This window comes from Cohnella algarum (assembly GCF_016937515.1).
In the GTDB taxonomy this organism is placed as follows: domain Bacteria; phylum Bacillota; class Bacilli; order Paenibacillales; family Paenibacillaceae; genus Cohnella; species Cohnella algarum.
Genome location: NZ_JAFHKM010000002.1, coordinates 6160372 through 6183815 on the forward strand (window position 1 = coordinate 6160372; position 23444 = coordinate 6183815).

Here is a 23444-nt window from a genome sequence, read left to right on the forward strand (position 1 = left end):
CGTCTTGCCGCAAACCCGAAAGGAGAAACCGACATGAGCACCGACAACCTGTCCGCAGCCTCCAAAGTGCTGCAATCCGTCCGTTGGGCGGAAGGAGCGCTGGAACTGCTCGATCAACGGCTGCTGCCGGAAGAAACCGTCTATTTGAAATTGAAAACGCCCGAGGACGTTTGGGAAGCGATCCGCGAGCTGAAAGTCCGCGGCGCCCCGGCGATCGGCATTTCCGCCGCCTACGGCATCGTGCTCGGCGCGGCCCCCGTCTCCGGAAGCGCCAAGGATGTGGCGGCCGAGGTTCGGCGTCACGCCGACTATCTCGCCACGTCGCGGCCGACGGCCGTCAACCTGTTCTGGGCGCTCGACCGGATGAAGGCGAGAGCCGAGGAATTGGCCGAGGCCGGACTGACGGCCGAAGAGGCCGTCGCCGCGCTGCTCGACGAAGCGAAGCAAATCCAGGCCGAGGACGAGGAAACGAACCGGCGGATCGGGGAGCACGCCCTTACGCTGTTCAAGGACGGCATGGGCGTGCTGACGCACTGCAATGCCGGCGGGCTTGCGACCGCCAAATACGGCACGGCGCTGGCGCCCTTCTATTTGGCGCTTGAGCAAGGCATCGCGCTGAAAGTATTCGCCGACGAGACGCGGCCCGTGCTGCAGGGCGCGCGCCTGACGGCGTTCGAGCTGCAGCAGGCCGGCGTCGACGTGACGCTCATCTGCGACAACATGGCCGGACACGTCATGTCCAAAGGCTGGGTGCAGGCCGTCATCGTCGGAACCGACCGCGTCGCGGCCAACGGCGACGTCGCGAACAAGATCGGCACCTACAGCGTGGCCGTGCTCGCGAAGGCGCACAACATTCCGTTTTATGTGGCGTGCCCGATGTCGACGATCGACCTGTCGACGCCGACCGGCGCCGATATTCCGATCGAGGAGCGCCGCGCCGACGAAATCACGCACGGCTTCGGCAAACGCACCGCCCCGGAAGGCGTCAAAGTGTACAATCCCGCCTTCGACGTGACGCCTAACGAGCTCGTCACCGCCATCATTACCGAGAAGGGCATCGTCAGGGCCCCGTACGACACCGGCTTGCGCCGGCTGTTCGAGTCCTGAATCCGACGTCCGACATGCAAAAAGGCTGACCCGCGGCAGAGCGTTTCCGCCGATCGGGTCAGCCGATTTTGCTTTTATCCGGAATTCCCACGAACCGGTCATCGCTCCCTTGAACTTACGCGCCGTGCGGCTCGACGCTGCCCTTCGCGAGACGGGAGACCGCGTCGCGGCCGATCATCCCCGGCACGATCCCTCTGTTGCGGGCTTCGTGCGTAACCGACTCCAACGGAGCGTCAAGCAGCTGCTCGAGCGTTCGAACGCCTACCGCCCTTCCAGCCACGATGCCGCGATCGGCAAGCCGTTCGTTGAGCAGGCCGACATCGAGCGCGCCGCACATAATATATCCTTCTCCCGCCGTCACCGCGATAAGCGTCGTTTTCGGCAGCAGCACCTCGACCCCCAACGCCGTGTGCCCCTCGATTTCGATCGGGACGAGACGAATCATTCGATTTCACCTCCGGGTTTGTCAAACTTGGATAAAAATGGGCCGTTAGGACGAATTCCCACACGATATCGTATGATCCTTTTGCCCTATGAAGCTCCCGTTAAATACCTACTTGGGTCTATTTTAGGCAGCATGAACGTGGTATAGTTAAGAGCGGACATTATCATCGGGGTGTAAGATGGAGGCTAGCAAAAAGATGGCAAAAGGGAAATCGGACGCGGACGGATCTTTCCTTTTCAAGGTGGACATCCTCGTGCACGCTTCGTCCGGAAGCGCGGCGCTGGAGCAGCTGCTTCGCGGCTTGAACGGAGGGCAATTTTCGGATTTCCGGATTGAATCCGGGGTTCAACTCGGCATGAAGATCGAGGAGGAATTGGCCAAAACGGTCGATAAAACGCCAATCGCGATCGAACCGGCCGAAAAAGGCGCAAAGACCGCAAAAACCGACAAAACCGAAAAGACGCCGCTCTCGACCGAATCGCTCGACTCGCGGATACGCTTGTACATTCAGACGAACAAGCTGATCAGGGTCCGGGTCAATAAGGGCAAAGGGGTCAAGCTGGACATGCCTTGCCGCATCGTCAACTTCGATCCCGAGCAGCAATTGATTACGTTATACCACGTCGATGAAAAACGAGTGTATTCGATCTTCCTTAACGAGATCGACGATTTTATCGAATAAAGCGCGAACGCCGCAGCCTGTCGAAGAGGCTGCGGCGTTTTTTCGCGGGATGGCATGCCGGCATCAATGCTTGATGGGCAGCACGCTTTGGTTCCAAAGCAATTCCTCGACGCTTTCTTTCGGAAGCGGAGGGCTTCCGAAGTAGCCTTGCATTTCGTCGCAGCGGTGGGTTCGGAGGAATTTGACCTGCTCCTCGGTTTCCACGCCTTCCGCGATGACTTGCAGCTGCAGGTTGTGCGCCATCGCGATGATTGCCGAAACGATGGCCGCGTCGCTCGGATCCTGCTGGATGTCCCGCACGAACGAGCGGTCGATCTTCAGGCTGCCGATCGGGAAATTGCGCAAATAATGAAAGGAGCTGTAGCCCGTTCCGAAATCGTCGATGCTGATGCCGACGCCGAGATCGGCAAGCTCCCGCAAAAACGAGGAGGCGCGTTCGACGTCCATCGTAATGCTTTCGGTGATTTCCAGTTCGAGGTAGCTCGGATCCAGTTCGGTTTTTTTCAAAATGCCGGCAATATTCCGGATGAGATTGCGCTGCATAAATTGGCGAAACGACAAATTGACGGACACCGGAATGGGCGTCATGCCGGCATCCTGCCAGCTTTTATTCTGGCGGCACGCCTCCTGCAGCACCCATTCGCCCAGCGGCACGATGAGCCCGCTCTCTTCCGCCGCCGGAATGAACTCGCCCGGAGGGACGAGACCGCGCTCGGGATGCTTCCAGCGCACCAGCGCCTCAAGCCCGACGATCCGGCCCGTTGCCAAGTCGTACTGCGGCTGATAATAAAGGAGAAACTCCCCGTTTTGCAGTGCTTTCTTGATTTCGTGCTGCAGCGTCAGCTTATGCAACGCGGTATGGGCGATCTCCGACGAGAAAACCAGATAATCGTTCCGGCCGTTCTCCTTCACGCGATGAAGCGCGGTATCCGCCTTTTTGAGGAGGGCGACCGCGTCGTCGATCGTTTCGTTCATCATGGAAATGCCGATGCTTATCGAAATATGGAGCGGCACGCCCGCAAGCTCGAACGGGCTCTCGAACAATCGCATCAGCTCGTCCATCCGGCCGGACAGATCGTCCGCGTCCCTGAGCGACGTGAGCAAGCCGGCGAACTCGTCGCCTTCCATCCGCGCCAAATTGCCGGCCTCCCCGAAGAAGCCCGACAGCCGTTCCGCGATCATCATGAGAAGCATGTCCCCGAAGTCTCTTCCGTACGAAGCGTTCACCAGCTTGAATTGATCGACATCCAGGTAGCAGACCGCCAGGCGGTCGTTCTTCTTATACGCTTCGGTCAGCTTTTCCTCGAGTCTCGCGGTGAAAAAACGCCGGTTCGGAAGGCCCGTCATATCGTCGTTGTACGCCATAAACCGGACCTTTTCCAGGGATCGCTTCCGCTCGCTGATATCCTGGAAAAAAACGAGAATGCCGACCGTCTTGCTCCGTCTCGTGAGCGGAGCGGTATCGATGCTTAAATCGACCGGGTGTCCGTCTTTGGTCATGACCCGGATTTCTTGCGTGCATTTCTCCCCCGCGAGCGTCCTCTCGAACACTTTCATCGTAATTTCGTACGACTGGCTGTCCAGCAGCTCGGAAAAGGATCGGCCGGATAACTCCGCCGTCGTGTAGCCGAACATCTTCTCCGGATCCCGATTGATATCCATGAAACGGCCGAGACGATCGATGACGGCAATGGCTAACGGACTGTTGTGATAAAGCGAGTGAAGCAACTCGTTTTGGAAAGCCGGATTGTCTGACCATCCGTCCACGTGGCGCCATCCTTCCTCCCGTGAGGGAAACATGACAACTTATGTATGCTTCCATTATAAAACAAAATGGCGCTTTACAGAACAAGCTTTTCCAACTAAATTCTCGACCCGCCCGGGCGTTCGACGCTATTTCTTCCGGGCGGCCATAAGAAGGCAAATCCAGCCGGCCAGCAGCGCGACTCCGCCGATCGGGGTGACGGCTCCCAGCACGCGAATACCGCTGAACACGAGAACGTACAAGCTCCCGGAAAAAATAACGACCCCCGCAAGCATCAGGCGCGCGGACCAGCGAACGAGCCCAGGCGACGACAGCCGCTCGGACAACAGCGCCGCGATCAAGATTCCAAGCCCATGGTACATTTGATAACGCACGCCGGTTTCAAAAATATCCAAATCTTCGGCCGACAGCCGCTCTTCGAGCACATGCGCGCCGAAAGCGCCGAGGGCGACCGCCAGCAGCGCGATTGCCGCTCCGATCATCGTATAGTTCCGCAGCAATGAATAAACCTCCCCGTCGAAAACTGCCGGTTCCGCTCGAAACCGGGTACCCTCATCATACCTCGGAGAGGCCGCCTCTGCCAAATGGAACCAAGCCTCGCTTGCGCCGCAAGGCGGGTTCAAGACTTCGGCTCCGGGCACAAGCCGGGGTTGGCGAGCGACAGCTCCAGCGCATAATCGGGACTTAGCCCGGCCAGATGCTCGTAGTAACGGTCGAGAGCGTGATTGGCCGCTAAGGAGCCGGCCTGGAAAGACAGGATAAAGGCGCTGCGCACATGATTGTAATAGTAGGTTTTATCGCTTGCCGGCATGCGAAGCACGAACGGCGGCAGCTGGGCGACCGGGTCGAACGGATTGGCGATGCGGAAGCTGGTTTTCACCTTGCCGTTGAACGCCTTCACGAAAGCGGGGTCGCCGACCCGGGGCGCTCCGTACGTGTAGACGGTTGGCGGCCGGCCTTCGCTCCGCGAAGCCAGATCGAGCGCGCATAACGTGGCCAGCGCTCCTCCGAGACTGTGGCCGGTCGCATAGATCGGTTTGTCCGGGGGCAGCCGCTTCAAGGCGGCGACGATTTGCGCTCTCGCCGAGCGGTAAATTTGCGTGAAGCCTTGATGGGTTTGTCCGGCGTTTTTCGCATAAGGGCAGGGAACCTGGTAGGCCAGCGCGTCCGATACCCAATCGGAAGTCGAAATCGTGCCGCGAAACGCGATCAGGATTTCGCGGTCCGATTCCAGAATAAACCCGAACCTTTCCCTGCTTCGGTCGAAGGACTTCGCCTCGATGATTTCGACCTGCCGGAACCCTTGCGGAACGGCGAAGCTCCCGTCCTTGTTTTTGTAAAGCTCATAGGTTTGACTGCAAACGGCCGCCAAAAACACGGCCCGATCCGGATCGAATCCGCCTTTGCGCATCCCGCACTCCCCCTTATTGCAGTTTATGGATGGGGAGGGCGACAGGTGCCTAACCGCGCCGGCGGCTACGCCGAATTGTCGCACAATTGGACCAAGCTTCGGTCAATTCGCACACATTCTTTCCGCGCATTCGAATATATTGAATAACACACAAAAAAAGCCCAAGGCGGAAAAGGTGGTGTTACGCATGGCTGAACCGGCTTTTATCCTGTCCCGCGAAGACTGGTCATTGCACCGAAAAGGATACCAGGATCAGTCGCGGCACCAGCAGAAAGTTCGGGATGCGATCAAGCAAAATTTGCCCGACTTGCTGTCCGAGGAGAACATCGTACTGTCCGACGGCAAACAAATTATTAAAATTCCGATACGCAGTCTGGACGAATACCGGTTCGTTTATAATCACAACAAGCGCAAGCACGTAGGCCAAGGAAACGGGGACAGCCAGGTGGGGGACGTACTCGGCACCGATCCGGCCAGCGCTCCCGGCAAAAACGAAGGCGCCGGCGACCAGCCCGGAGAAGACGTCGTCGAGGCGGAAATCTCGATCGCGGAGCTCGAAAATCTGCTGTTCGAGGAGCTGGAGCTTCCTTATTTGAAGCAGAAAGAAAAAGAGCAGATCGAGGTGCAGGAGGTTCGTTTTACCGACGTCAGGCGGAAGGGCATCATGTCCAACATCGACAAAAAGCGAACGATTCTGGAAAATCTGCGCCGCAATTCGCGCGAAGGCCGCAAGGAAATTCACGGCATCTCGCCGGACGACCTGCGCTTCAAAACGTGGGAGGAGATCGTCAAGCCGCAAAACAACGCCGTCATCCTCGCCATGATGGACACGTCCGGATCGATGGGATCCTTCGAAAAATATTGCGCGCGCTCGTTCTTTTTCTGGATGACGAGGTTTCTGAGGCGCCAATACGAAAAAGTAGAGCTCGTTTTCATCGCGCACCATACGGAAGCGAAGGAAGTGACCGAGGAGGAATTTTTCACCCGCGGCGAAAGCGGCGGCACGATCTGCTCCTCCGCCTATATCAAGGCGCTCGAGATCATCGACAGCCGTTATCCCCCGTCGCGCTACAACATTTATCCGTTTCATTTTTCCGACGGCGACAATCTGACGAGCGACAACGAGCGCTGCGTGCGGCTGATCAAGGAAATGCTGAACCGCGCCAACATTTTCGGCTACGGCGAAGTGAACCAGTACAACCGCTCCAGCACGCTGATGTCGGCCTACAAGCACATGGACCATCAGCAGTTTCTGTATTACGTCATCAAGGAAAAAGGCGAAATCTACAACGCGTTGAAGACGTTTTTCAAAAAGCGCGAAGCGGCCGTGTAAAGCGGCAGGGCCGCCCTTCCGGCAGCGCTGGCCGGCGGGGCGGCTTTTTTGTCCTCGCCGGTCAGCGGCGGCCCCCCTTCCGCCAGACCGAATCCTTGAAACCGGATTCTCGGGCGATGGCCTTCGCTTGGCCGCCCTTTGGCCTGCATGTCCGGACAAGCCTGCCCAGCCGTCTCGGGGGAGGGCCCATCGAAAAGCGGCTCTCTCGCGCATCGCCCGGGCGGATGTAATTTAAGTTGATTTTTCGTATTGAGAGCGCTTAAATTTAGATTTGAGGGGGGTGCGACCATGACGCGAGATCCGGCGCTTTTCTTTCAGCGGGACGAATTCACCGACCGCTTTCTGGCCGAATATCCCGTTCGTTGCGAGCTGAGAAACGGCCCGATCGGGCGGAGCCGGCTCCATTTTCACGACGGGTTCGAGTTTTATTTGCTGCTGGAGGGCTCGGGTTCGTACACGGCGGGCGACCGCCTGTACCCTTTGCATGCCGGGACGCTCACCGTCATTCGACCGCAGGTCATTCATCATCCGCACTCCGCGCCGGGGCAGCCCGTGAAACGGTACGTGCTGTCCGTCGGCGAATCTTATATGAAGCTTCTGAACCAGGCATGTCCGGCGGCCGAAGGCGGCATCGACGCTCTGCTCACGGCCCCGGGGATGGAGGCGGGCCATTATTTTCTTTCGCTGCCCCGTTTGGACCGGGCTTGTTCGCTGCTGGAGGAGCTTGCGTCCTGTCTTCGGGACAGGCAGCCGAAGCGCGAACTGGCCGCGCTCCGATGCCTGTCCGAATTTTTGCTGCTCGCGATCGATTTAAAGGACGACGCCGGCGCACTCGAAACCGGCAAGACGGAAGACGAACGGTTGATCGGGGACGTTCTGTCGTACCTCGTCGCGCATTACGACGAACCGTTGCGCATCGACGACTTGCTGGAACGTTTCCCCGTGTCGCGCTCCCGTCTTTTCGCCCTTTTCAAGCAAAAGACGGGACACACCGTCAAGCAATTTTTGGCCGAGTACCGGCTGAACAAAGCCAAAGCCTACCTCGCCGGCACCTCCCTGCCCGTCATGGAAGTCGCCAGCCGCACGGGCTTCGGGGATTTGTCGCATTTTTTCCACCTTTTCAAAAAAGAAATCGGGCTTACGCCCTTGCAATACCGCTCGAAGGCGTCGGGCCGGCGCGGCACATAGGAGGCTCCGGCCCGCCGGCAACCGGGTATTCCCCCTCCTCCGAGCGGCAAAGACCCGGATCGACGGATGAGACGGATCCCCCGCAAGCGAAATCGGCCAGGCATTATGCCATCTGCCGACGGCCTGACGTTCGTTCAGACGGAAATCCCTCTGCGCATGGCCTCCGACAGGAGCATCAGCGCAAGACCTTGTCCGTACAGCGTCGGATAGGTCGGAATCTCGTTGTAGGCTTCGATGCTGGGCATAACCGGAGTGCCTCCCGATACGCCGCGCACGATGCCGCTTTCGTCGATTTGGGCCATTACGGCTTTTAACGTTCGCTCTGCCGACGTCCGATAACGGTCATTCGCTTCGATTAAACCCGCATCCATCGCTTTCCACAAGCCGTAGCCGATCCCCGCGCTGCCGGATGTTTCCCGGTAAAAATCGGGACGATCCATCACCGTGCTCCACAAGCCGTCTTCCCGTTGAAAGCGGACCAGCCCTTCCATCAGCCTGCCGTACCGTGTCTTGAGCTCCGCCGAGACGGCAACGAGCGGTTCGATTTCCTTCAGAATAAGCGGCACGCCCGCCGCTACCCAGGCGTTGGCCCTCGTCCATCGCGCGGCCGACATATGGTCGGCGGTGCCGCAATTCCACCCGTGGAACAGAACGCCGCTGTCCTCGTCCTCAAGCAGTCTGAGGTGCAACAAGACTTGCCGTTGCGCCTCCTCGGCGAAGTCCGGACGCCTCGCAAGCGAAGCCGTTCGAGCCAGAAACAATACGGCCATAAAGACGGTATCCGCCCACACCTGTTCGGGAAACGCCGCATTTTCCGTTACGGTATGCTCGAACGCGCCTTCCCTCGTGCGCGGCGCCGCCGCTACGAGCCATTCCGCCACTCTGACCGCTTCGTCGCGATACCACTCCGCACCGTATTCCCGATACAACGCCGGAAAAACGGCATAGGGAGCCACCGCGTTCACAACCGGGGCCCGGCTGGCCTTTTCCTTGTTTTTTTCCACCCAGTCTCGCAAATAAGCCATTGCTTCCGGCTGGCGATCCGATTCGGAATGCTCCAGCATGGCGATGACCCCGACGCCCGGAACCCAATCCCATTGATGAATATCCATTCCCCACTCGCCGGCATGATCCCGGATCATTTGCTGGCGTACCCTAAGAGCTTGCTCCCGCAGCGACACCCTTGCTCACTCCCTTGAACGATTTACGAACATCGTAACATCTTACCCGAACGAAACGCTTGGGCTTCCGTCCCGAAAAAGTGGGGAAAAGTCCAAATTGCCGCGTTCGGCCACATGTAGCGCACCGGGGGCGCTTCTTGCGCGCAATCCGCCTGCGCCAGGCTGCATGTAGCGCACCGGGGGCGCTTCTTGCGCGCAATCCGCCTGCGCCAGGCTGCATGTAGCGCACCGGGTGCGCTTCTTGCGCGCAATCCGCCCGCGCCAGGCTTCATGTAGCGCACCGGGGGCGCTTCTTGCGCGCAATCCGCCCGCGCCAGGCTACATGTAGCGCATCGGGGGCGCTTCTTGCGCGCAATCCGCCCGCGCCTGGCTACATGTAGCGCACCGGGTGCGCTTCTTGCGCGCAATCCGCCCGCGTCAGGCTGCATGTAGCGCACCGGGTGCGCTTCTTGCGCGCAATCCGCCTGCGCCAGGCTTCATGTAGCGCACCAGGTGCGCTTCTTGCGCGCAATCCGCCCGCGCCAGGCTTCATGTAGCGCACCAGGTGCGCTTCTTGCGCGCAATCCGCCCGCGCCAGGCTACATGTAGCGCATCGGGGGCGCTTCTTGCGCGCAATCCGCCCGCGCCAGGCTACATGTAGCGCATCGGGGGCGCTTCTTGCACGCAATCCGCCCGCGCCAGGCTTCATGTAGCGCACCAGGTGCGCTTCTTGCGCGCAATCCGCCTGCGCCAGGCTACATGTAGCGCACCAGGTGCGCTTCTTGCGCGCAATCCGCCTGCGCCAGGCTTCATGTAGCGCATCGGGTGCGCTTCTTGCGCGCAATCCGCCCGCGCCTGGCTACATGTAGCGCACCGGGTGCGCTTCTTGCGCGCAATCCGCCCGCGCCAGGCTGCATGTAGCGCACTGGGTGCGCTTCTTGCGCGCAATCCGCCCGCGCCAGGCTGCATGTAGCGCACCGGGTGCGCTTCTTGCGCGCAATCCGCCCGCGCCAGGCTTCATGTAGCGCACTGGGTGCGCTTCTTGCGCGCAATCCGCCCGCGCCAGGCTTCATGTAGCGCACCGGGTGCGCTTCTTGCGCGGTAAGCGTCAAACTCTCCCCACCTTCGTTCCTTGCAATAACCGTGAGATAATCCTCCTCATAGTCCAATTGGGGGAGGATTTTTTATGGCCAGAGAAGACGTACAGAAGAAATGGGAAGAACGAATTGCCGCTTTCCGTTCCAGTGGAGAAAAAGCAGCAAGATGGTGCAAAGCCAATCAGGTGGATCGTCGCGGGCTCTATACATGGATGAAGAGGCTAAGCGGTTCATCCCCTGCTGCTGTCAAGTCAGCCACCTTCGTCAAAGCTCATATTACTCCCGAGCCGGAAGCCACACCTTCGGCTTGCCTTCGCATCCGAATCGGCGCAGCCGTCATCGAGGTTGACGCCGGGTTCAATCCCGCTTTGCTCCGCGACGTGGTGCAGGCTTTGGAGGTCATATGCTGAGCGAATTAACCAGCCGTCAGGTATTTCTGGCTTGTGGCAGCACGGATTTACGTAAATCCATCGACGGATTGGCTGCTCTTGTCCAAGAGGGGCTCGGACTGAATCCATTCTCTCCATGCTTGTTCGTCTTTTGCAACCGCGAGCGGAACAAGTTAAAGATCTTGTATTGGGAGCACAACGGTTTCTGGCTGTTCTACCGCCGGCTCGAGCGCGGCACGTTCCAGTGGCCCAGGGATCACAGCGATCCGGTCACGGTCACGACCCGCGAGCTCCGCTGGCTGCTGGACGGACTTTCGCTCAGCCAGCGGCAGGCTCACCCGAAAGTGACCGCCGCTACGGTCATTTAGCAATCTATTCCTTACTTAATTCGACATATGTTATGGCAGGCGTTGCCCCCATCCGTGCCGAAGTATACCATATGGAAAATCGAGCGGAATCGCCTCAGATCGAAGAGCTTCGGCAACAAAATGCGAAGCTGGAACAACAAAATATCGAGCTATCGGCCAAGCTCAAGTGGTACGAGGAACAGTTCCGTCTGGCGCAGCAAAAGCGCTTCGGCACTTCCAGCGAGAAGACGAATCCGGACCAGATGGAGCTGAATCTGTTCAACGAAGCCGAAGTGCTGGCCACACCAGCCGGACAAGAGCCACCTACAGAGAAGATCACGTACGAGCGCCGCAAACAGACGGGCAAGCGTGAAGACGACTTCTCCGACCTGCCGGTAGAGACCGTCGTGTACAAACTCGAGGAAGGCGAACGGTCCTGTGCTTGCTGCGGCGGCTCGCTGCATGAGATGACGACTGAGATGCGCAGCGAGATCGCGCTGGTGCCCCCGCAGGTCAAGGTCATGCGGCATATTCGTCAAGTCTATGCTTGCCGCCACTGCGAGCGTCATGAGATCCAGACACCCATCGTCACGGCGCCCATGCCGAGGCCCGTCTATCCCGGAAGCTTGGCTTCGCCGTCCAGCATGGCCTACGTCATGACGCAGAAATATGTGGATGGCTTGCCCCTGTACCGGCAAGAGCAGCAGTTCGCGCGTCTTGGCTATACGTTGTCTCGCCAGACGATGGCGAACTGGATGATGTATGGTGCGGAGCAATGGCTGTCTCCGCTGTTTGCTGCCATGAAGGCGTATCTGCTGCGGCAAGAAGTGCTGCATGCCGACGAGACGACGCTTCAGGTGCTGCGCGAAGAAGGCAAGTCCGCGGAAGCGACGTCCTACCTGTGGCTATATCGGACCGGACGTGATGTGCCGCCGGCAATACTCTACGAATACCAACGGACGCGGGGCGGCGAACATCCGCGTAACTTCCTGTCCGGATTCAAAGGCTATTTGCATGTGGATGGGTACCTTGGGTACCACAAGGTGGCAGACGTGAAGCTCGTCGGTTGTTGGGCACATGCCCGGCGCAAGTACGACGAGGCGCTGAAGGCAGGGCCGCCGGAGATGAGGAAGCTGGGAACCGTTGCGGGACAGGGCCTGGCTTACTGTAACCAGCTGTATGCAATTGAACGGGACCTTGCCGAAGTCTCCGCTGAAGAGCGACAGGCGAAGAGGCAGGAGCAAAGCCTGCCGGTGCTTAACGCCTATCATGGATGGCTGAAGGAGCAACGGTCCAAAACCTTGCCGAAGAGCCTGTCCGGTCAAGCGATCGCCTACAGCTTGAATCAGTGGGATAAGCTTACTGCGTTCCTGTCAGATGGGCGGCTGGAGCTCGACAACAATCGGAGCGAGCGGTCGATCAAACCGTTCGTGATCGGGCGCAAAAACTGGCTGTTCGCCAACACGCCTCGCGGCGCGAAGGCTAGCGCGGTAATCTACAGCGTGATCGAATCGGCCAAGGAGAATGGTCTGCACCCGTTCAACTACTTAAAGTACCTCTTCGAGCAGTTGCCGCAAATCTCTGGACCGCTCGATGCCGACGCGCTCGAACCCTTCATGCCATGGTCGCACGAGCTACCGGCTGAGTGCCGATTAAGTAAAAAGTAACTACAGATTAGTCGAACTGAGCTCCCGCCGCTAGGTGGGGCTATTTGACGCTTACGCGCAATCCGCCCGCGCCAGGCTGCATATAGCGCACCAGGTGCGCTTCTTGCGCGCAATCCGCCCGCGCCAGGCTTCATGTAGCGCACCGGGTGCGCTTCTTGCGCGCAATCCGCCCGCGCCAGGCTTCATATAGCGCACCGGGTGCGCTTCTTGCGCGCAATCCGCCTGCGCCAGGCTGCATGTAGCGCACCGGCGCTTCTTGCGCGCAATCCGCCTGCGCCAGGCTACATGTAGCGCACCGGGGGCGCTTCTTGCGCGCAATCCGCCTGCGCCAGGCTTCATGTAGCGCACCGGGGGCGCTTCTTGCGCGCAATCCGCCCGCGCCAAAGCGCCCCGAGAAGCCTCTTCTCGGGGCATTCCAACGAACCGATCCGATCGAAAGGCTCGAACCGTCCCTTATGTCGGCTACCGCAGCACGATGGACGTGCGGCTGTGTCCTTCTTTCGTCTTTTTGACCTCCAAAATGGCCGGAAACGCCATCTTCAGCTCCTGAACATGCGAAATGACGCCGATCATCCGGCCGGACCGCTGCAGATCGACGAGCGCGGCGATCGCCTTGTGCAGCGATTCCTCGTCGAGCGAGCCGAAGCCCTCGTCGATAAACATCATTTCGATCGAAACGCCGCCCTGATGGGCCTGGATGACGTCGGCCATTCCGAGCGCCAGCGCAAGCGAGGCGTTGAACTTTTCGCCGCCGGACAGCGATTTGACGTCGCGGTTTTGCCCGGTGTACGCGTCGTAAACGTCAAGCCCCAACCCGCTTTGCTTGCCGCGCGCTTCCAGCCGGTCGCTGCGCTGCAGAACGAACTGGCCGTCGGACAAATGGTGCAGCCTGAGATTGGCCGCCACGAGAATCTGCTCCAAATATTCGATCAAAATGTACCGCTCGAACGAAAGCTTGAGCGAATTGTCGCCCTTCAGCATCTGGTACAAATCCAGAATCCGCTCCAGCTCGGATTCCGTCGCGGCGTAACGCCCGTTCGCCGCTTCGATCGCGCCACGCAGCCTCGCCGCCGTTTCCGCGTGCCGCTGCGCGGACTGCTGCTCCGCCAGCACGAGCTCCAGCTCCCGCTGCATCGCACCGAGCACTTCCTGCAGCGCTTCCGCATCCGCGCGCTCCCTGCCCTCAAGCTCCCGCTCCAGCTCTCCCAACTGGGCCGATACCGCCGCCAGCTCCGCCCGGAACGCCTCGGTCGACGCCCGCAGCGACTCGCGATCCTCCCGGCTCATCTTCGCCCTCGCATACTGCTCCGGCGTCGCAAACCCTTCGCGCTGCCGCTCCTCGGCAAACCGCTCCGCCGCCTGGCGGCCTGCGGCCGTCGCCTCCTCGAGCCGCTTCCCAAGCTGCGCGGCGTTCGCCTTCTCCTCGGCCGCCCGGAGCTGCGCCGCGGTCAACCCATCCTGCGCCGCCTTCCACTCCGCCTCGAGCTCGCGCACGCTCTCCCGCTGCTGCCGCAGCCGCGCCTCGAACCGCTCCGGCGAGCGCAGCTCCTCCGGAATCCGCTCCAGCTCGAGCTCCAGCACGGACTGCTTGGCGGTCCGCTCCACCGTAAGCGCCTGCGCGCGCGCCGCCGCGGCGTCCTTCTCCGCTTGGGCGGCCGCCAAGCGGTCGTCCAGCTTCGCCGCGCTCTCGCGCAGCGCCGACAGCTTCGCGCCTTGCTCCTGCAGGCGCTCGATTTCCGCTTTGAGCGCAAGCCCCTCCCGCTCAGTGTCGGCCAACTGGCGGGCGAACCCCGACGGAACGATGCCGAACTCCTCGATGGACGGCATCCGCTCTCCCCAGCCGTCGCGGGCCGCCGCCGCTTGCGCCTTGGCCGTGCCAAGCTCCTGCTCTACGGCGCGAAGCGTTTCCTTCGCCTGCCGAAGCTCTTCGCGGGTCGGCATCGAGGCTGGCGCCGCCGCCTTCGCCGGATGCTCCGGGCTGCCGCATACCGGGCAAGGCTCCCCGTCGTGCAGGTGCGCCGCCAGCAGTCCGGCCTGCCCTTCCAGCCACAGCGTCTCCAGCCGCTTGACCCGCTCGCCGCACTCCGCGGCGGCCCGCTCCCGGTCCGCTTCCGCCTTGCGCGCGGCCTCGATCCGCTCGGCCAGATCCGCAAGCTCCTTCAGCAGCTTGAACTTCTGGCGGGTGCGGTCCCGCTCTTCCAGCTTCCCCGGCAGCGCGTCCAGCCCCGCCTCGAGCGACCGGATCTCGCCCGCGAGCGCCGCCTTCTCCTGCCGCATGTCCGCCAATTGGCGGTCGACCGTTTCGACGGCGGCTTTCACGCGGTTTTCCTCCGCGGCCAGCCGCGCGACCTCCCGGCGGCGGCCCTCCAGCGTCCGGACGGCCGGCTCCAGCGTTTCCAGCCGCTGCAGCGCTTGCTGCGCCTCGGCTCGAACCGTCTCCCGGGCCTGCTCCCGCGCGTGCCGCTCCGAGGCGGCAACGAGCGCCTGCTCCACGCGGGCCAGCTCGGCCGTTTGCCGCTCCAGCGCCGCCTGCCTCGCGGCGATTTCGCGTTCCGCCCGCTCCGCCTGCTCCTCGTACGCGGCGATCCGCCCGGCTTTTTCCGCCTCCGCCAGCTTTCGTTCCCTCTCCTCCATGACCGGCTTGTCGAGGTTCAACTGCGCGAATCGCGCGCGCCTGGCTTCAAGCTCCGCCAGCTTCTCGTTCAGCGCCATCGCCTCGCGCACCCGCTTCTCCTGCTCCGCCCGCTCCGCTTGCAGCTTATCTTTCCGCAGCCGGATGCTTTCCGCCAGCTCCGCATAATGCAGCCGCTCGGCTTCCAGCCCTTCCGTCACCTGGATCGGGCTGTACGCCTCTTGCCGCAAGGCGGCGCCCAGCGCCCCTTCCTCGCGGACCGGGAGCACGTCCCGCACCTGGGCCATCGCGTATTCGAGCCGCTCCTTGGCCGAGCGCAGCTCCTCCTTCAAATCCCGCTGCTTCCGGTAAAACCGCTCCTCGACTTTCTGATAGAGTCCCGTCCGGAAAATCCGCCGCATAATGTCTTCCTTGTTGTCCGTATCCGAAGTCAGCAGCTTGCGGAACTCGCCCTGCGGCAGCATGACGATCTGGCTGAACTGGTCTTTCGTCAAGCCGATGAGCGATTCCAGCCGGGCGTTCACCTCGGATAGCGTAAAGCGGTCCAGCAGCGGGACTTCCGTCCCCGAAGTCGTCTCGAACAGCTCCGCGCGGCCGGGGGTTTCGCTCTTGTTGCCCGCCTTGCGAAACGGCATCTGGCGGAACACGCGGTACGTGCGGCTGCCGATGCCGAACGCGAAATCGACGGACGTGAACGTATTGTCGTCGGCAAAATGGCTGCGCAAAAGCCGGATTTCCGAACGGTCCTCCCCGCTCGCGCACCCGTACAGCGCAAAGCAGACCGCATCGAAAATCGTCGTTTTCCCGGCGCCGGTATTGCCCGAAATGACGAACAGGCGGCGGTCCTCCAGCAGGCTGAAATCGATCGTTTCCGCATCGCGGTACGGACCGAAGGCCGTCAACGTAAGCCGGATCGGCTTCATGCGGATTCCCCCTCTTCCTCGCGGGCGACCTCGAGCAGCGTTTCGGCGAACAGCCGTTTTTTGTCCTCTGCGAGCGGCATCCCTTTCACTTCCCGGTAAAAAGCCGCGAACAGCTCGACCGGATCGGACTTGCTCCGCGCGGGTCCGGCGCCGGCGGCGCTTCCTTCGTCGGCGGAATCGGCGGCCGCCGGCGCCGGCCGCCGGCGCTCGACATGCAGCGCGTTCGGGTAGACGGTTCTTACTTTTTCCATCGGGTACAGGACCGGATTTTCGTTCAGCAGCGTTGCGAATATGTAATCGTCCGAAGGCTCGTGCCGCATCAAGTCCTCGATCGCGGCGCTTACGCTGCGCATGTTGCGGAGCGGCGCGAGCTTTCTTTTTTCCACGGTTACGGCCCCTTGCCCATCCAGCTCGACGATATAAAAGCCTTTGTTGTGCCGTTCCTCGGAGATCGAATATTTGAGCGGCGACCCGGCGTAGCGAATCGTTTCGTTGGCGACGTAGTGCGCTTCGTGCAGGTGGCCGAGGGCCGTATAATGGAAGCTTTTAAAATGCTCCGACCGGACGTACTCCGTCCCCCCGATCGCCAGCGGCCGTTCCGACTCGCTCGTATTCGGCCTCGCCTCCCCGCCGGGCGTGACGAACGCGTGTCCGACGAGCACGTGCCGCGCCTTCGGGTCCATTTTCGCCTCGATCCCGGCCACCACCGCTCGCATCGCGTCGTCGCAGGAGCGCACGCTTTCGTCGCCCCACCGCTGCCGCACGACGGACGGATCGGCAAACGGCACGAGATGAAAATGCACCTCTCCGTCCGCGTCGCGCAGGACGACCGGCTTCTGCTCCGGCCTCAGCTGCCCGGCCAAATGCAGCCCCCTCTCCTCCATAATCCGGGTGCCGAAGTTCAGCCGGTCCGGGCTGTCGTGATTGCCCGCGATCGCGAGCACCGGCGTTTCAAGCTCCAACACCAGCGTCCGCAGCAGCTCGTCCAGCAGCTCGACCGCCTCCGTCGGCGGGACCGCCCGGTCGTACAGGTCGCCCGCAATGACGACCGCGTCCGGCCGCTCGCTTCGCACCGTCTCGACCATCTGCCGCAGCGCGTGCCGCTGGTCCTCCGTCATATAAACGCCCTGCACCAGCTTGCCTAAATGCCAGTCGGCCGTGTGGATGAATTTCATATTGGAATGCGCACCCTCTTTCCCGTTCTATTCTCTTCTTTTAAAAGTTTATAGAAACGGCGGGGTTTGTTCAATGGAAAAGAAAGCGATCGGAACGATTGCCCGACGCGATGCCTAGAGCGAAGCCGAGTCCCCTTTCCGCCCGGAGTCGCTCCATTCCCGGGCATGTCGGACGTTTCGATCCTCCGGAAGCCCTCCGTTGCCAGCAAGGTGTCGAAAGCTTCCCTTATTCTTTTCGGATCGGCTTTATGGAATTGGATTTTTAGGACATGTACCGTCTCCGAGGCGTTTTTGCCGGATTCCGTTTCGAATGCCATGCTCCGGATGTTCAAGCCCCGGCCTTCCAAAATGTCCGTAATTTTCGCGATCAACCCCGGGACGCCGACGACCTTGATTTTGATCTGGTCGTTCGTCCGTTTGCCGAGCATTCGGTTCTCCACTTTATCGAGCAAATACAAACTGACGATAACGAGAACGGTCGTCAGAACCGCGCCGTAATAAAAGCCCGCTCCGGCGCATAGCCCAATGGCCGCCACGACCCACAGCGAAGCCGCCGTCGTCAGGCCGGATATGCTCAAGCCCGTTCGGATGATCGCCCCGGCGCCGAGAAAGCCGACTCCCGACACGACCTGTGCCGCCAGCCGGGCCGGGTCCATGCGAACGTTGTACGCATTCGCGAATTCGCCAAACCCGTAAATCGACAAAAGCATGATCGCGGCCGAGCCCACGCAGACCAAAATGTGGGTGCGAAAACCGGCGGCGTGATTTTTCCATTCCCGTTCAATGCCGACGAGCCCGCCAAGCACGAGTGCCGCGAACAATCGAAGCGTCAGGTCGAGATAGGAAAGTTCCCAAATATCCGTTTCGATCAGTCGCAAATCCGCTTCCCCCTTATCGGTTTGTCGTTGAACCCTTCGATACGAAAACATATACCCGGTCAACTTCCGCTTCAATCGGAAACGCCGTATCACGCTCCGGGATTTGCGCCCCTTCGCCGTCGCCGGACCGAAGCTTGCCGTGTGTCGGATCCGGGTTTACAATCGAATCAATTAGCCATTGCGAAGGAGCCGCAAATGAAAATTCCCGTCACCGTCCGGCAAATGGCCGTGCTGGAATGCTTTTCTTCGGAAAGCCGCGTCCGCATCATCGAGCTTTTGAACAGGAAGCCGATGAACGTCAAGGAATTGGCGGAAGCGCTCGGCGTCTCGTCCGCGATCGTTACGAAGCACGTCCAGAAATTGGAGGAAGCCGGCATCATCCGCACCGAAAGCCTGTCCGGCGCAAGAGGCCGGCAGAAGGTGTGCCATCTCCGGCTCGATTCGATTACCCTGCTGCTGAAAACGCCGGAAGAAGGCAGCTCGGACCGCTACGCCGCGTCGATCCCGGTCGGCCATTATACCGCGTACGAAGCCAAGCCGACGTGCGGCCTGGCTTCGAGGACGAAAATCATCGGCATGCTGGACGACCCCCGCTATTTTTCCGATCCCGAGCATGTCGAGGCCGCGCATCTGTGGCTGGGCAGCGGATTCGTCGAATACCGCATTCCGAACTACTTGCTGTCCGGCCAGCGGGCTTTGGGCGTCACCGTCACGCTGGAGCTGTGTTCCGAAGCGCCGGGCTATAACGTAAATTGGCCTTCGGACATCTACTTTTACTTGAACGACATTCCGCTTGGCTTCTGGACGTGCCCGGGCGATTTCGGCGGCGCGCCGGGCGCGCATACGCCCGCCTGGTGGAAGTACGGCACGACGCACGGCCTGTTGAAGTCGATCCGGCTGCAGCACGACGGCTGCTTCATCGACGGCGTCCGCATGTCGCCGGTCACTCTCGGCGAGGTGCCGATCGTCTACGGCGAAGAGCTTCGCTTCCGCATCGCCGCGCCGGAATCGGCAAGGCATGCCGGCGGCCTGAGCCTGTTCGGCAAGGGCTTCGGCAATTACGACCGGGATATCGAAGTAACGGTCGAATACGAGTGATCGTCCGGGACGCAATGAGGCTCAGTCGGCCCCCGCGTCCCGCGCTCTCTTTTCTCCTTCGGGCAATCGAGGCGGATACCAGCCTTCCGGGGCCGTTAATTTTGTTTTTGGCCTGACTTTGAGAAAGGATTGGACGATTAACGGCCCTCTAAGCCCGTTTTCCAAACCAAAATTACCTATTCCAACAACATCGCATGATCCGCCATCCCCCATTCCCCGTCCCCATCCCGCCCAAAAGCTTCATGCCCCCTCCACCATACGCCCTTCGCTGCTATTCCTCCCTTTGTTATTCCGCTCTCTGCTATTCCGCCCTCCGCCATTCGCCATTCCCTCTGCCAACCTCCGCCATTCACGAATACGCTTGACTCGTCTCAGCATTCCCGGAAGCGGACCCGGATCATATGCCCGGGAGATTGGTTCCTGAGTGAAAGGGATACCGGAAACAGGCTCATTTCAACAGAACAAGATCGCATCATTTGGTTAATCATTATGTTAACTTTAAATTTATAATGTTTCGAGACAAAAGCTTGACATGACCTTATTTATAGGTTTATAAAAAGAAGTGAAATTGTTAATTCATTCCCTATTTAATTAATTTTTAAATTAACTAAAATGGAGGTTTTCCCATGTCCGCCGACATCGGCACGCCGCGCCCTGAGCACCCGAGACCGCAATTCGTAAGGGAACGATGGCTTAATTTGAATGGGGAATGGCAGTTCGAATTCGACTTTTCCCGAAGCGGCAAGGAGCGGGGGCTGCAAGCTTCCGACGCAACGCTTAAGCAAAAAATCGTCGTCCCTTTCTGCCCCGAAAGCAAACTTTCCGGCATCGGCCATACCGATTTCATTCCCGCGGTGTGGTATAAGCGCAGCTTTACGCTGCCGGGCGGCTGGGAAGGCGGAGAGGTTCTGCTGCATTTCGGAGCGGTGGACTACGAAGCCGAAGTGTGGATCAACGACGTGCCGGTCGGCAAGCATCGCGGCGGCTACGGCTCCTTTTCCTTCCCGATCGGCCGCGCGCTCGTTCCGGGCGAAAACGTGGTGACCGTCTATGCGGAGGACGACGTCCGTTCGGGCTTGCAGCCTCGGGGAAAACAAAGCGGGACATACCATTCGCGGGGCTGCGACTATACCCGGACGACGGGCATTTGGCAAACCGTTTGGCTTGAACATGTGCCGGAAACGCACCTCGTTTCGTTCCGTCTCGTTCCCGATCCCGCAAACGCCCGGCTCCACGTAACGGCAAAAGTGGCCGGACTCTCGGGCGATGTCGCGCTCCGCTGTTCCGCCGAACTCGACGGCAAACCGGCCGGCTCGGAGACCGCGCGGGTCGGCTCCTCTTCCGCGAGCCTGTCGATTCCGCTGACGGAAACGCGCTTGTGGCAGCCGGGAGCCCCCGCTCTCTACGATCTGAAGCTGGAGCTGCTGAAGGACGGCCAGACGGTCGACCGGGCCGACTCGTATTTCGGGCTGCGCTCCGTCCGGCTTGACGGGATGAAATTCCGCATCAACGGAAAATCCGTTTTCCAACGGCTTGTGCTCGACCAAGGCTTCTACCCCGACGGCATTTATACCGCGCCGAACGACGAGGCGTTGAAACGCGATATCGAGCTGTCGATGGAGCTCGGTTTTAACGGAGCCCGCCTGCATGAAAAAATATTCGAACCCCGATTCCTGTATTGGGCCGACAAGCTCGGCTATCTCGTGTGGGGAGAGCATGCGAATTGGGGGTTGGATATTTCGACCGGCGAAGGCTTGATCCGGTTTCTTCCCGAATGGCTGGAAAACGTCGAACGCGATTTCAACCATCCGAGCCTGATCGGCTGGTGCCCGTTTAACGAAACCTGGGATTCGTCCCGCGGCACCCGGCAAAACGACGAGGTGCTCCGCATCGTCTACGAAGCGACGAAAGCCGTCGACCCGACGCGACCGGTCACCGACACGAGCGGGAACTATCACGTTGCGACGGATATTTTCGACGTGCACGATTACGATCAAAACCCGGAGTCGTTCCGCGCCCGGCATCAGCCCTTGGCCGAAGGCGGAGAGCCGTGGGTTTCCTTTCCCGAAAGGCAATCGTACGGAGGGCAGCCCTATTTCGTCAGCGAGTACGGCGGCATTTGGTGGAATCCGGGGCAAACCGACAGCAACGGCTGGGGCTACGGGGACCGGCCGCAAAGCGAAGCGGAGTTTCTCGCCCGGTACGAGGGCCTCACGAATGCGTTGCTGGACAACCCGAACATCTTCGGGTTCTGCTATACGCAGCTGTACGATATCGAGCAGGAAGTGAACGGGCTGTACACCTATGACCGGAAGCCGAAGTTTAATCCGGCGCTAATCCGCGCCGTCAACGTCCGCAAGGCGGCCATCGAGGATTAGGCAAAAAGAGGCTGTCCCATAAGTAACCTCTGGAACACCTTTAGCAGCAAAATAGGATGGCACTCGGAATAAACGAAGGAGCTAAGCGGCCTGTTGTCGCTTAGCTCCTTCGTTTTTTGCGTCCACCGCTGCTTTCTTGAGCAGATTGTGGGCAAGCGAAAGCCACCCGACCTCCAGACTTACTTTGGGTAAGCCTCGAAGCAGGAACCGTTTAAAGCCTCGGTTGTTCTTCATATCGCCAAACACAGGTTCCGGCTCGATCATGCGCCTTACGGCCAGGGCATACCCTTCTTCACTGCGGAGCTTTTCCCTGGCCTGGTTCTTTAGCCGCCAATACTTCATGCTCACTTTGATCTCGCGATCACCTTGGGCTTTTGTACACTGCGGCTTTAGCGGACAGTCCTCACAGCCGGCACTTCGGTAATGTCGATATTCGATTTCATACCCACTTTCCGTTTTCTCCTGGCTCACTCGGCGGAAATGGAGCGTTTGTCCGGCCGCACATGTCCATGTATCTTGTTCGCTGTTATAGGTCCAGTTGTCGATCTTGCTGATGTCCTTTTGCCATGCCTTGCTCTTTTCACGGTGATACGTGCTGTACTTCACAATGGCTTCGACTTCATTTTGCTCCAAGTAGTCGTAATTTTCTTCACCGCCATAGCCCGCATCGGCGATAACGGTGTTTGGCAGCTTGCCGAGCTGCGATTTTATCTTCTCCAGATGCGGGATGAGACAGCGCGTATCGGTCGGCCGCTGGTGCAGACTGTAACCGACAATGAATTGATTTTCAGTGCCGATCTGAACATTGTAGCCTGGCTTCAGTTGGCCGTTTCGCATGTGGTCTTCTTTCATCCGCATAAACGTGGCGTCAGGGTCTGTTTTGCTGTAGCTGTTTCTCGTGCCTAAAATCGCTTCCTGCGCCTCATACTTTTGAAGGCGAGGAAGCAAGTCCTTGCGGAGCGTGCGCACTGCCTTCTTCAGCGGCTTGTCCTTTGGTTTCTCCTGCAGACGCTCCTCCAATTGTTTGACGGCTTGCTCCAGCTTTTCACCGGTGATGGAAGAGGACTCGCCCAGCTCGGGAAGATCCTTGCCGTCGTGCGTTCCTTCTTCTTGCTTCTCAGCTTCCTCTATAGTGGCAAATAAGGTCTGCACTTTCTCTTGGAGCTTGGCTTTATGCTTCACGACCGCTTTTCCCCAAACAAAGGTGTACCGGTTGGCATTCGCTTCGATCTTCGTGCCGTCCACAAAGTAATGCTCGAGCTGCACGTAGTTCTCCTCAGCCAGAAACTGAAGAACGGCGGTAAACACCGTCTCCAGAACCGTTTTCATCCGCTCCGAACGAAACCGGTTGATGGTGCGAAAGTCCGGCCGTTGTCTGCCTGCGATCCACATGAACATGATGTTTTCGCGGACAGCTTTGGCGATTTGACGCGAGGAGTAAATGCGCTGCGTGTAGGCGTATATGATGACTTTGGTGAGCATTTTAGGATGGTAGCTGTCTCGTCCGCCTCCAGGGTAAGCCGCGTCGAAGATGGCGTCGTCGAGACGATTGACGGCGGCGTTGACCACGCGAACGAGGTGATTGGCGGGAATGTCCTCTTCTAAATCCATTGGTAAACAGAGTTGATCCATGGTATATTGAATGTACAAAGAAACCGTCTCCTTTGGTTTATGGTTGGGTGGTACCTCCATTTTACCAGAGAGTGGTTTCTTTTTGTTTGACGATTATAAAAAAGAGGGTCGCCCCTCAGTCATTTAGGATGACTTTT

At 59.7% G+C, this 23444-nt stretch carries 18 protein-coding genes; 9 read left to right on the plus strand and 9 right to left on the minus strand.

The window, feature by feature from the left end:
- Positions 1 to 33 precede the first annotated feature (33 nt).
- A complete protein-coding gene (gene mtnA, locus JW799_RS27950) occupies positions 34 to 1107 on the plus strand; it encodes an S-methyl-5-thioribose-1-phosphate isomerase (protein WP_080836840.1) in 1074 nt (357 codons plus the stop codon).
- Between the two features lie 115 nt (positions 1108 to 1222).
- On the opposite strand, the gene JW799_RS27955 is transcribed toward mtnA, so the two are convergent.
- Positions 1223 to 1552, minus strand: a complete 330-nt coding sequence (locus tag JW799_RS27955; RefSeq protein ID WP_080836839.1) for a YunC family protein — start codon at positions 1550 to 1552, stop codon at positions 1223 to 1225.
- 196 nt (positions 1553 to 1748) lie between these two features.
- On the opposite strand from JW799_RS27955, the gene JW799_RS27960 reads away from it, so the two are divergent.
- Complete coding sequence (locus tag JW799_RS27960; protein ID WP_080836838.1) at positions 1749 to 2234, plus strand: hypothetical protein; 486 nt, start codon at positions 1749 to 1751, stop codon at positions 2232 to 2234.
- Between the two features lie 63 nt (positions 2235 to 2297).
- Here the strand turns inward: JW799_RS27960 and JW799_RS27965 are convergent, their stop codons facing one another.
- The 3 genes from JW799_RS27965 to JW799_RS27975 form a co-directional block, all read right to left on the minus strand.
- A complete protein-coding gene (locus JW799_RS27965; protein ID WP_080836836.1) occupies positions 2298 to 4001 on the minus strand; it encodes a sensor domain-containing protein in 1704 nt (567 codons plus the stop codon).
- A gap of 126 nt (positions 4002 to 4127) precedes the next feature.
- Positions 4128 to 4499 carry a DUF423 domain-containing protein gene (locus JW799_RS27970; protein ID WP_080836834.1) on the minus strand — a complete coding sequence of 124 codons (372 nt, stop codon included), beginning with the start codon at positions 4497 to 4499 and terminating at the stop codon, positions 4128 to 4130.
- 119 nt (positions 4500 to 4618) lie between these two features.
- On the minus strand, positions 4619 to 5410 hold the full coding sequence (locus JW799_RS27975; protein WP_080836832.1) for a lipase family protein: 792 nt from the start codon (positions 5408 to 5410) through the stop codon (positions 4619 to 4621).
- A 187-nt stretch (positions 5411 to 5597) separates the two neighbouring features.
- Between JW799_RS27975 and yhbH the strand changes: the two genes are divergently transcribed.
- Positions 5598 to 6743, plus strand: a complete 1146-nt coding sequence (gene yhbH, locus JW799_RS27980) for a sporulation protein YhbH (RefSeq protein ID WP_080836830.1) — start codon at positions 5598 to 5600, stop codon at positions 6741 to 6743.
- 288 nt (positions 6744 to 7031) lie between these two features.
- Positions 7032 to 7931 carry an AraC family transcriptional regulator gene (locus JW799_RS27985; protein WP_080836826.1) on the plus strand — a complete coding sequence of 300 codons (900 nt, stop codon included), beginning with the start codon at positions 7032 to 7034 and terminating at the stop codon, positions 7929 to 7931.
- Between the two features lie 134 nt (positions 7932 to 8065).
- Here JW799_RS27985 and JW799_RS27990 read toward each other — a convergent pair whose 3' ends face one another.
- Positions 8066 to 9112 carry a glycoside hydrolase family 88/105 protein gene (locus JW799_RS27990; RefSeq protein ID WP_245809752.1) on the minus strand — a complete coding sequence of 349 codons (1047 nt, stop codon included), beginning with the start codon at positions 9110 to 9112 and terminating at the stop codon, positions 8066 to 8068.
- A 1165-nt stretch (positions 9113 to 10277) separates the two neighbouring features.
- Between JW799_RS27990 and tnpA the strand changes: the two genes are divergently transcribed.
- The 3 genes from tnpA (at position 10278) to tnpC (ending at position 12591) form a co-directional block, all read left to right on the plus strand.
- Positions 10278 to 10598 carry an IS66 family insertion sequence element accessory protein TnpA gene (tnpA, locus tag JW799_RS27995; RefSeq protein ID WP_080836822.1) on the plus strand — a complete coding sequence of 107 codons (321 nt, stop codon included), beginning with the start codon at positions 10278 to 10280 and terminating at the stop codon, positions 10596 to 10598.
- Positions 10592 to 10945 (plus strand): IS66 family insertion sequence element accessory protein TnpB, encoded by a 354-nt coding sequence (gene tnpB / locus JW799_RS28000; protein WP_028598474.1) that lies wholly within the window; start codon positions 10592 to 10594, stop codon positions 10943 to 10945. Before tnpA ends, tnpB begins: the two co-directional genes overlap by 7 nt.
- Positions 10946 to 11016: 71 nt before the next feature.
- A complete protein-coding gene (gene tnpC, locus JW799_RS28005; RefSeq protein ID WP_420830629.1) occupies positions 11017 to 12591 on the plus strand; it encodes an IS66 family transposase in 1575 nt (524 codons plus the stop codon).
- Positions 12592 to 13053: 462 nt separating this feature from the next.
- Here tnpC and JW799_RS28010 read toward each other — a convergent pair whose 3' ends face one another.
- From JW799_RS28010 to JW799_RS28020, 3 genes are read right to left on the minus strand one after another with little or no spacing between them, the layout of a single operon-like run.
- The gene (locus JW799_RS28010) at positions 13054 to 16146 is read right to left on the minus strand and encodes an AAA family ATPase (protein ID WP_080836820.1); all 3093 of its coding nucleotides are present in this window, start codon (positions 16144 to 16146) and stop codon (positions 13054 to 13056) included.
- Complete coding sequence (locus JW799_RS28015; RefSeq protein WP_080836818.1) at positions 16143 to 17321, minus strand: exonuclease SbcCD subunit D; 1179 nt, start codon at positions 17319 to 17321, stop codon at positions 16143 to 16145. The genes JW799_RS28010 and JW799_RS28015 overlap by 4 nt, the downstream gene beginning before the upstream one ends.
- On the minus strand, positions 17318 to 18199 hold the full coding sequence (locus JW799_RS28020; RefSeq protein ID WP_240353438.1) for an MgtC/SapB family protein: 882 nt from the start codon (positions 18197 to 18199) through the stop codon (positions 17318 to 17320). Before JW799_RS28020 ends, JW799_RS28015 begins: the two co-directional genes overlap by 4 nt.
- A gap of 195 nt (positions 18200 to 18394) precedes the next feature.
- Between JW799_RS28020 and JW799_RS28025 the strand changes: the two genes are divergently transcribed.
- Complete coding sequence (locus JW799_RS28025) at positions 18395 to 19297, plus strand: ArsR/SmtB family transcription factor (RefSeq protein ID WP_205432731.1); 903 nt, start codon at positions 18395 to 18397, stop codon at positions 19295 to 19297.
- Between the two features lie 626 nt (positions 19298 to 19923).
- Positions 19924 to 21675 carry a glycoside hydrolase family 2 protein gene (locus JW799_RS28030; protein ID WP_205432733.1) on the plus strand — a complete coding sequence of 584 codons (1752 nt, stop codon included), beginning with the start codon at positions 19924 to 19926 and terminating at the stop codon, positions 21673 to 21675.
- Between the two features lie 81 nt (positions 21676 to 21756).
- Here JW799_RS28030 and JW799_RS28035 read toward each other — a convergent pair whose 3' ends face one another.
- Positions 21757 to 23325 carry an IS1182 family transposase gene (locus tag JW799_RS28035; protein WP_205428167.1) on the minus strand — a complete coding sequence of 523 codons (1569 nt, stop codon included), beginning with the start codon at positions 23323 to 23325 and terminating at the stop codon, positions 21757 to 21759.
- Between the last annotated feature and the right edge of the window lie 119 nt (positions 23326 to 23444).

Coding starts and splice junctions, on each gene's coding strand:
- JW799_RS27985 (WP_080836826.1), top strand. CDS start 7,032: ATGACGCGAGATCCGGCGCTTTTCTTTCAGCGGGACGAATTCACCGAC.
- JW799_RS28025 (WP_205432731.1), top strand. CDS start 18,395: ATGAAAATTCCCGTCACCGTCCGGCAAATGGCCGTGCTGGAATGCTTT.
- JW799_RS27975 (WP_080836832.1), bottom strand. CDS start 5,410: ATGCGCAAAGGCGGATTCGATCCGGATCGGGCCGTGTTTTTGGCGGCC.
- yhbH (WP_080836830.1), top strand. CDS start 5,598: ATGGCTGAACCGGCTTTTATCCTGTCCCGCGAAGACTGGTCATTGCAC.
- tnpC (WP_420830629.1), top strand. CDS start 11,017: ATGGAAAATCGAGCGGAATCGCCTCAGATCGAAGAGCTTCGGCAACAA.
- tnpB (WP_028598474.1), top strand. CDS start 10,592: ATGCTGAGCGAATTAACCAGCCGTCAGGTATTTCTGGCTTGTGGCAGC.
- JW799_RS28015 (WP_080836818.1), bottom strand. CDS start 17,321: ATGAAATTCATCCACACGGCCGACTGGCATTTAGGCAAGCTGGTGCAG.
- JW799_RS27955 (WP_080836839.1), bottom strand. CDS start 1,552: ATGATTCGTCTCGTCCCGATCGAAATCGAGGGGCACACGGCGTTGGGG.
- tnpA (WP_080836822.1), top strand. CDS start 10,278: ATGGCCAGAGAAGACGTACAGAAGAAATGGGAAGAACGAATTGCCGCT.
- JW799_RS27960 (WP_080836838.1), top strand. CDS start 1,749: ATGGCAAAAGGGAAATCGGACGCGGACGGATCTTTCCTTTTCAAGGTG.
- JW799_RS28030 (WP_205432733.1), top strand. CDS start 19,924: ATGTCCGCCGACATCGGCACGCCGCGCCCTGAGCACCCGAGACCGCAA.
- mtnA (WP_080836840.1), top strand. CDS start 34: ATGAGCACCGACAACCTGTCCGCAGCCTCCAAAGTGCTGCAATCCGTC.
- JW799_RS28010 (WP_080836820.1), bottom strand. CDS start 16,146: ATGAAGCCGATCCGGCTTACGTTGACGGCCTTCGGTCCGTACCGCGAT.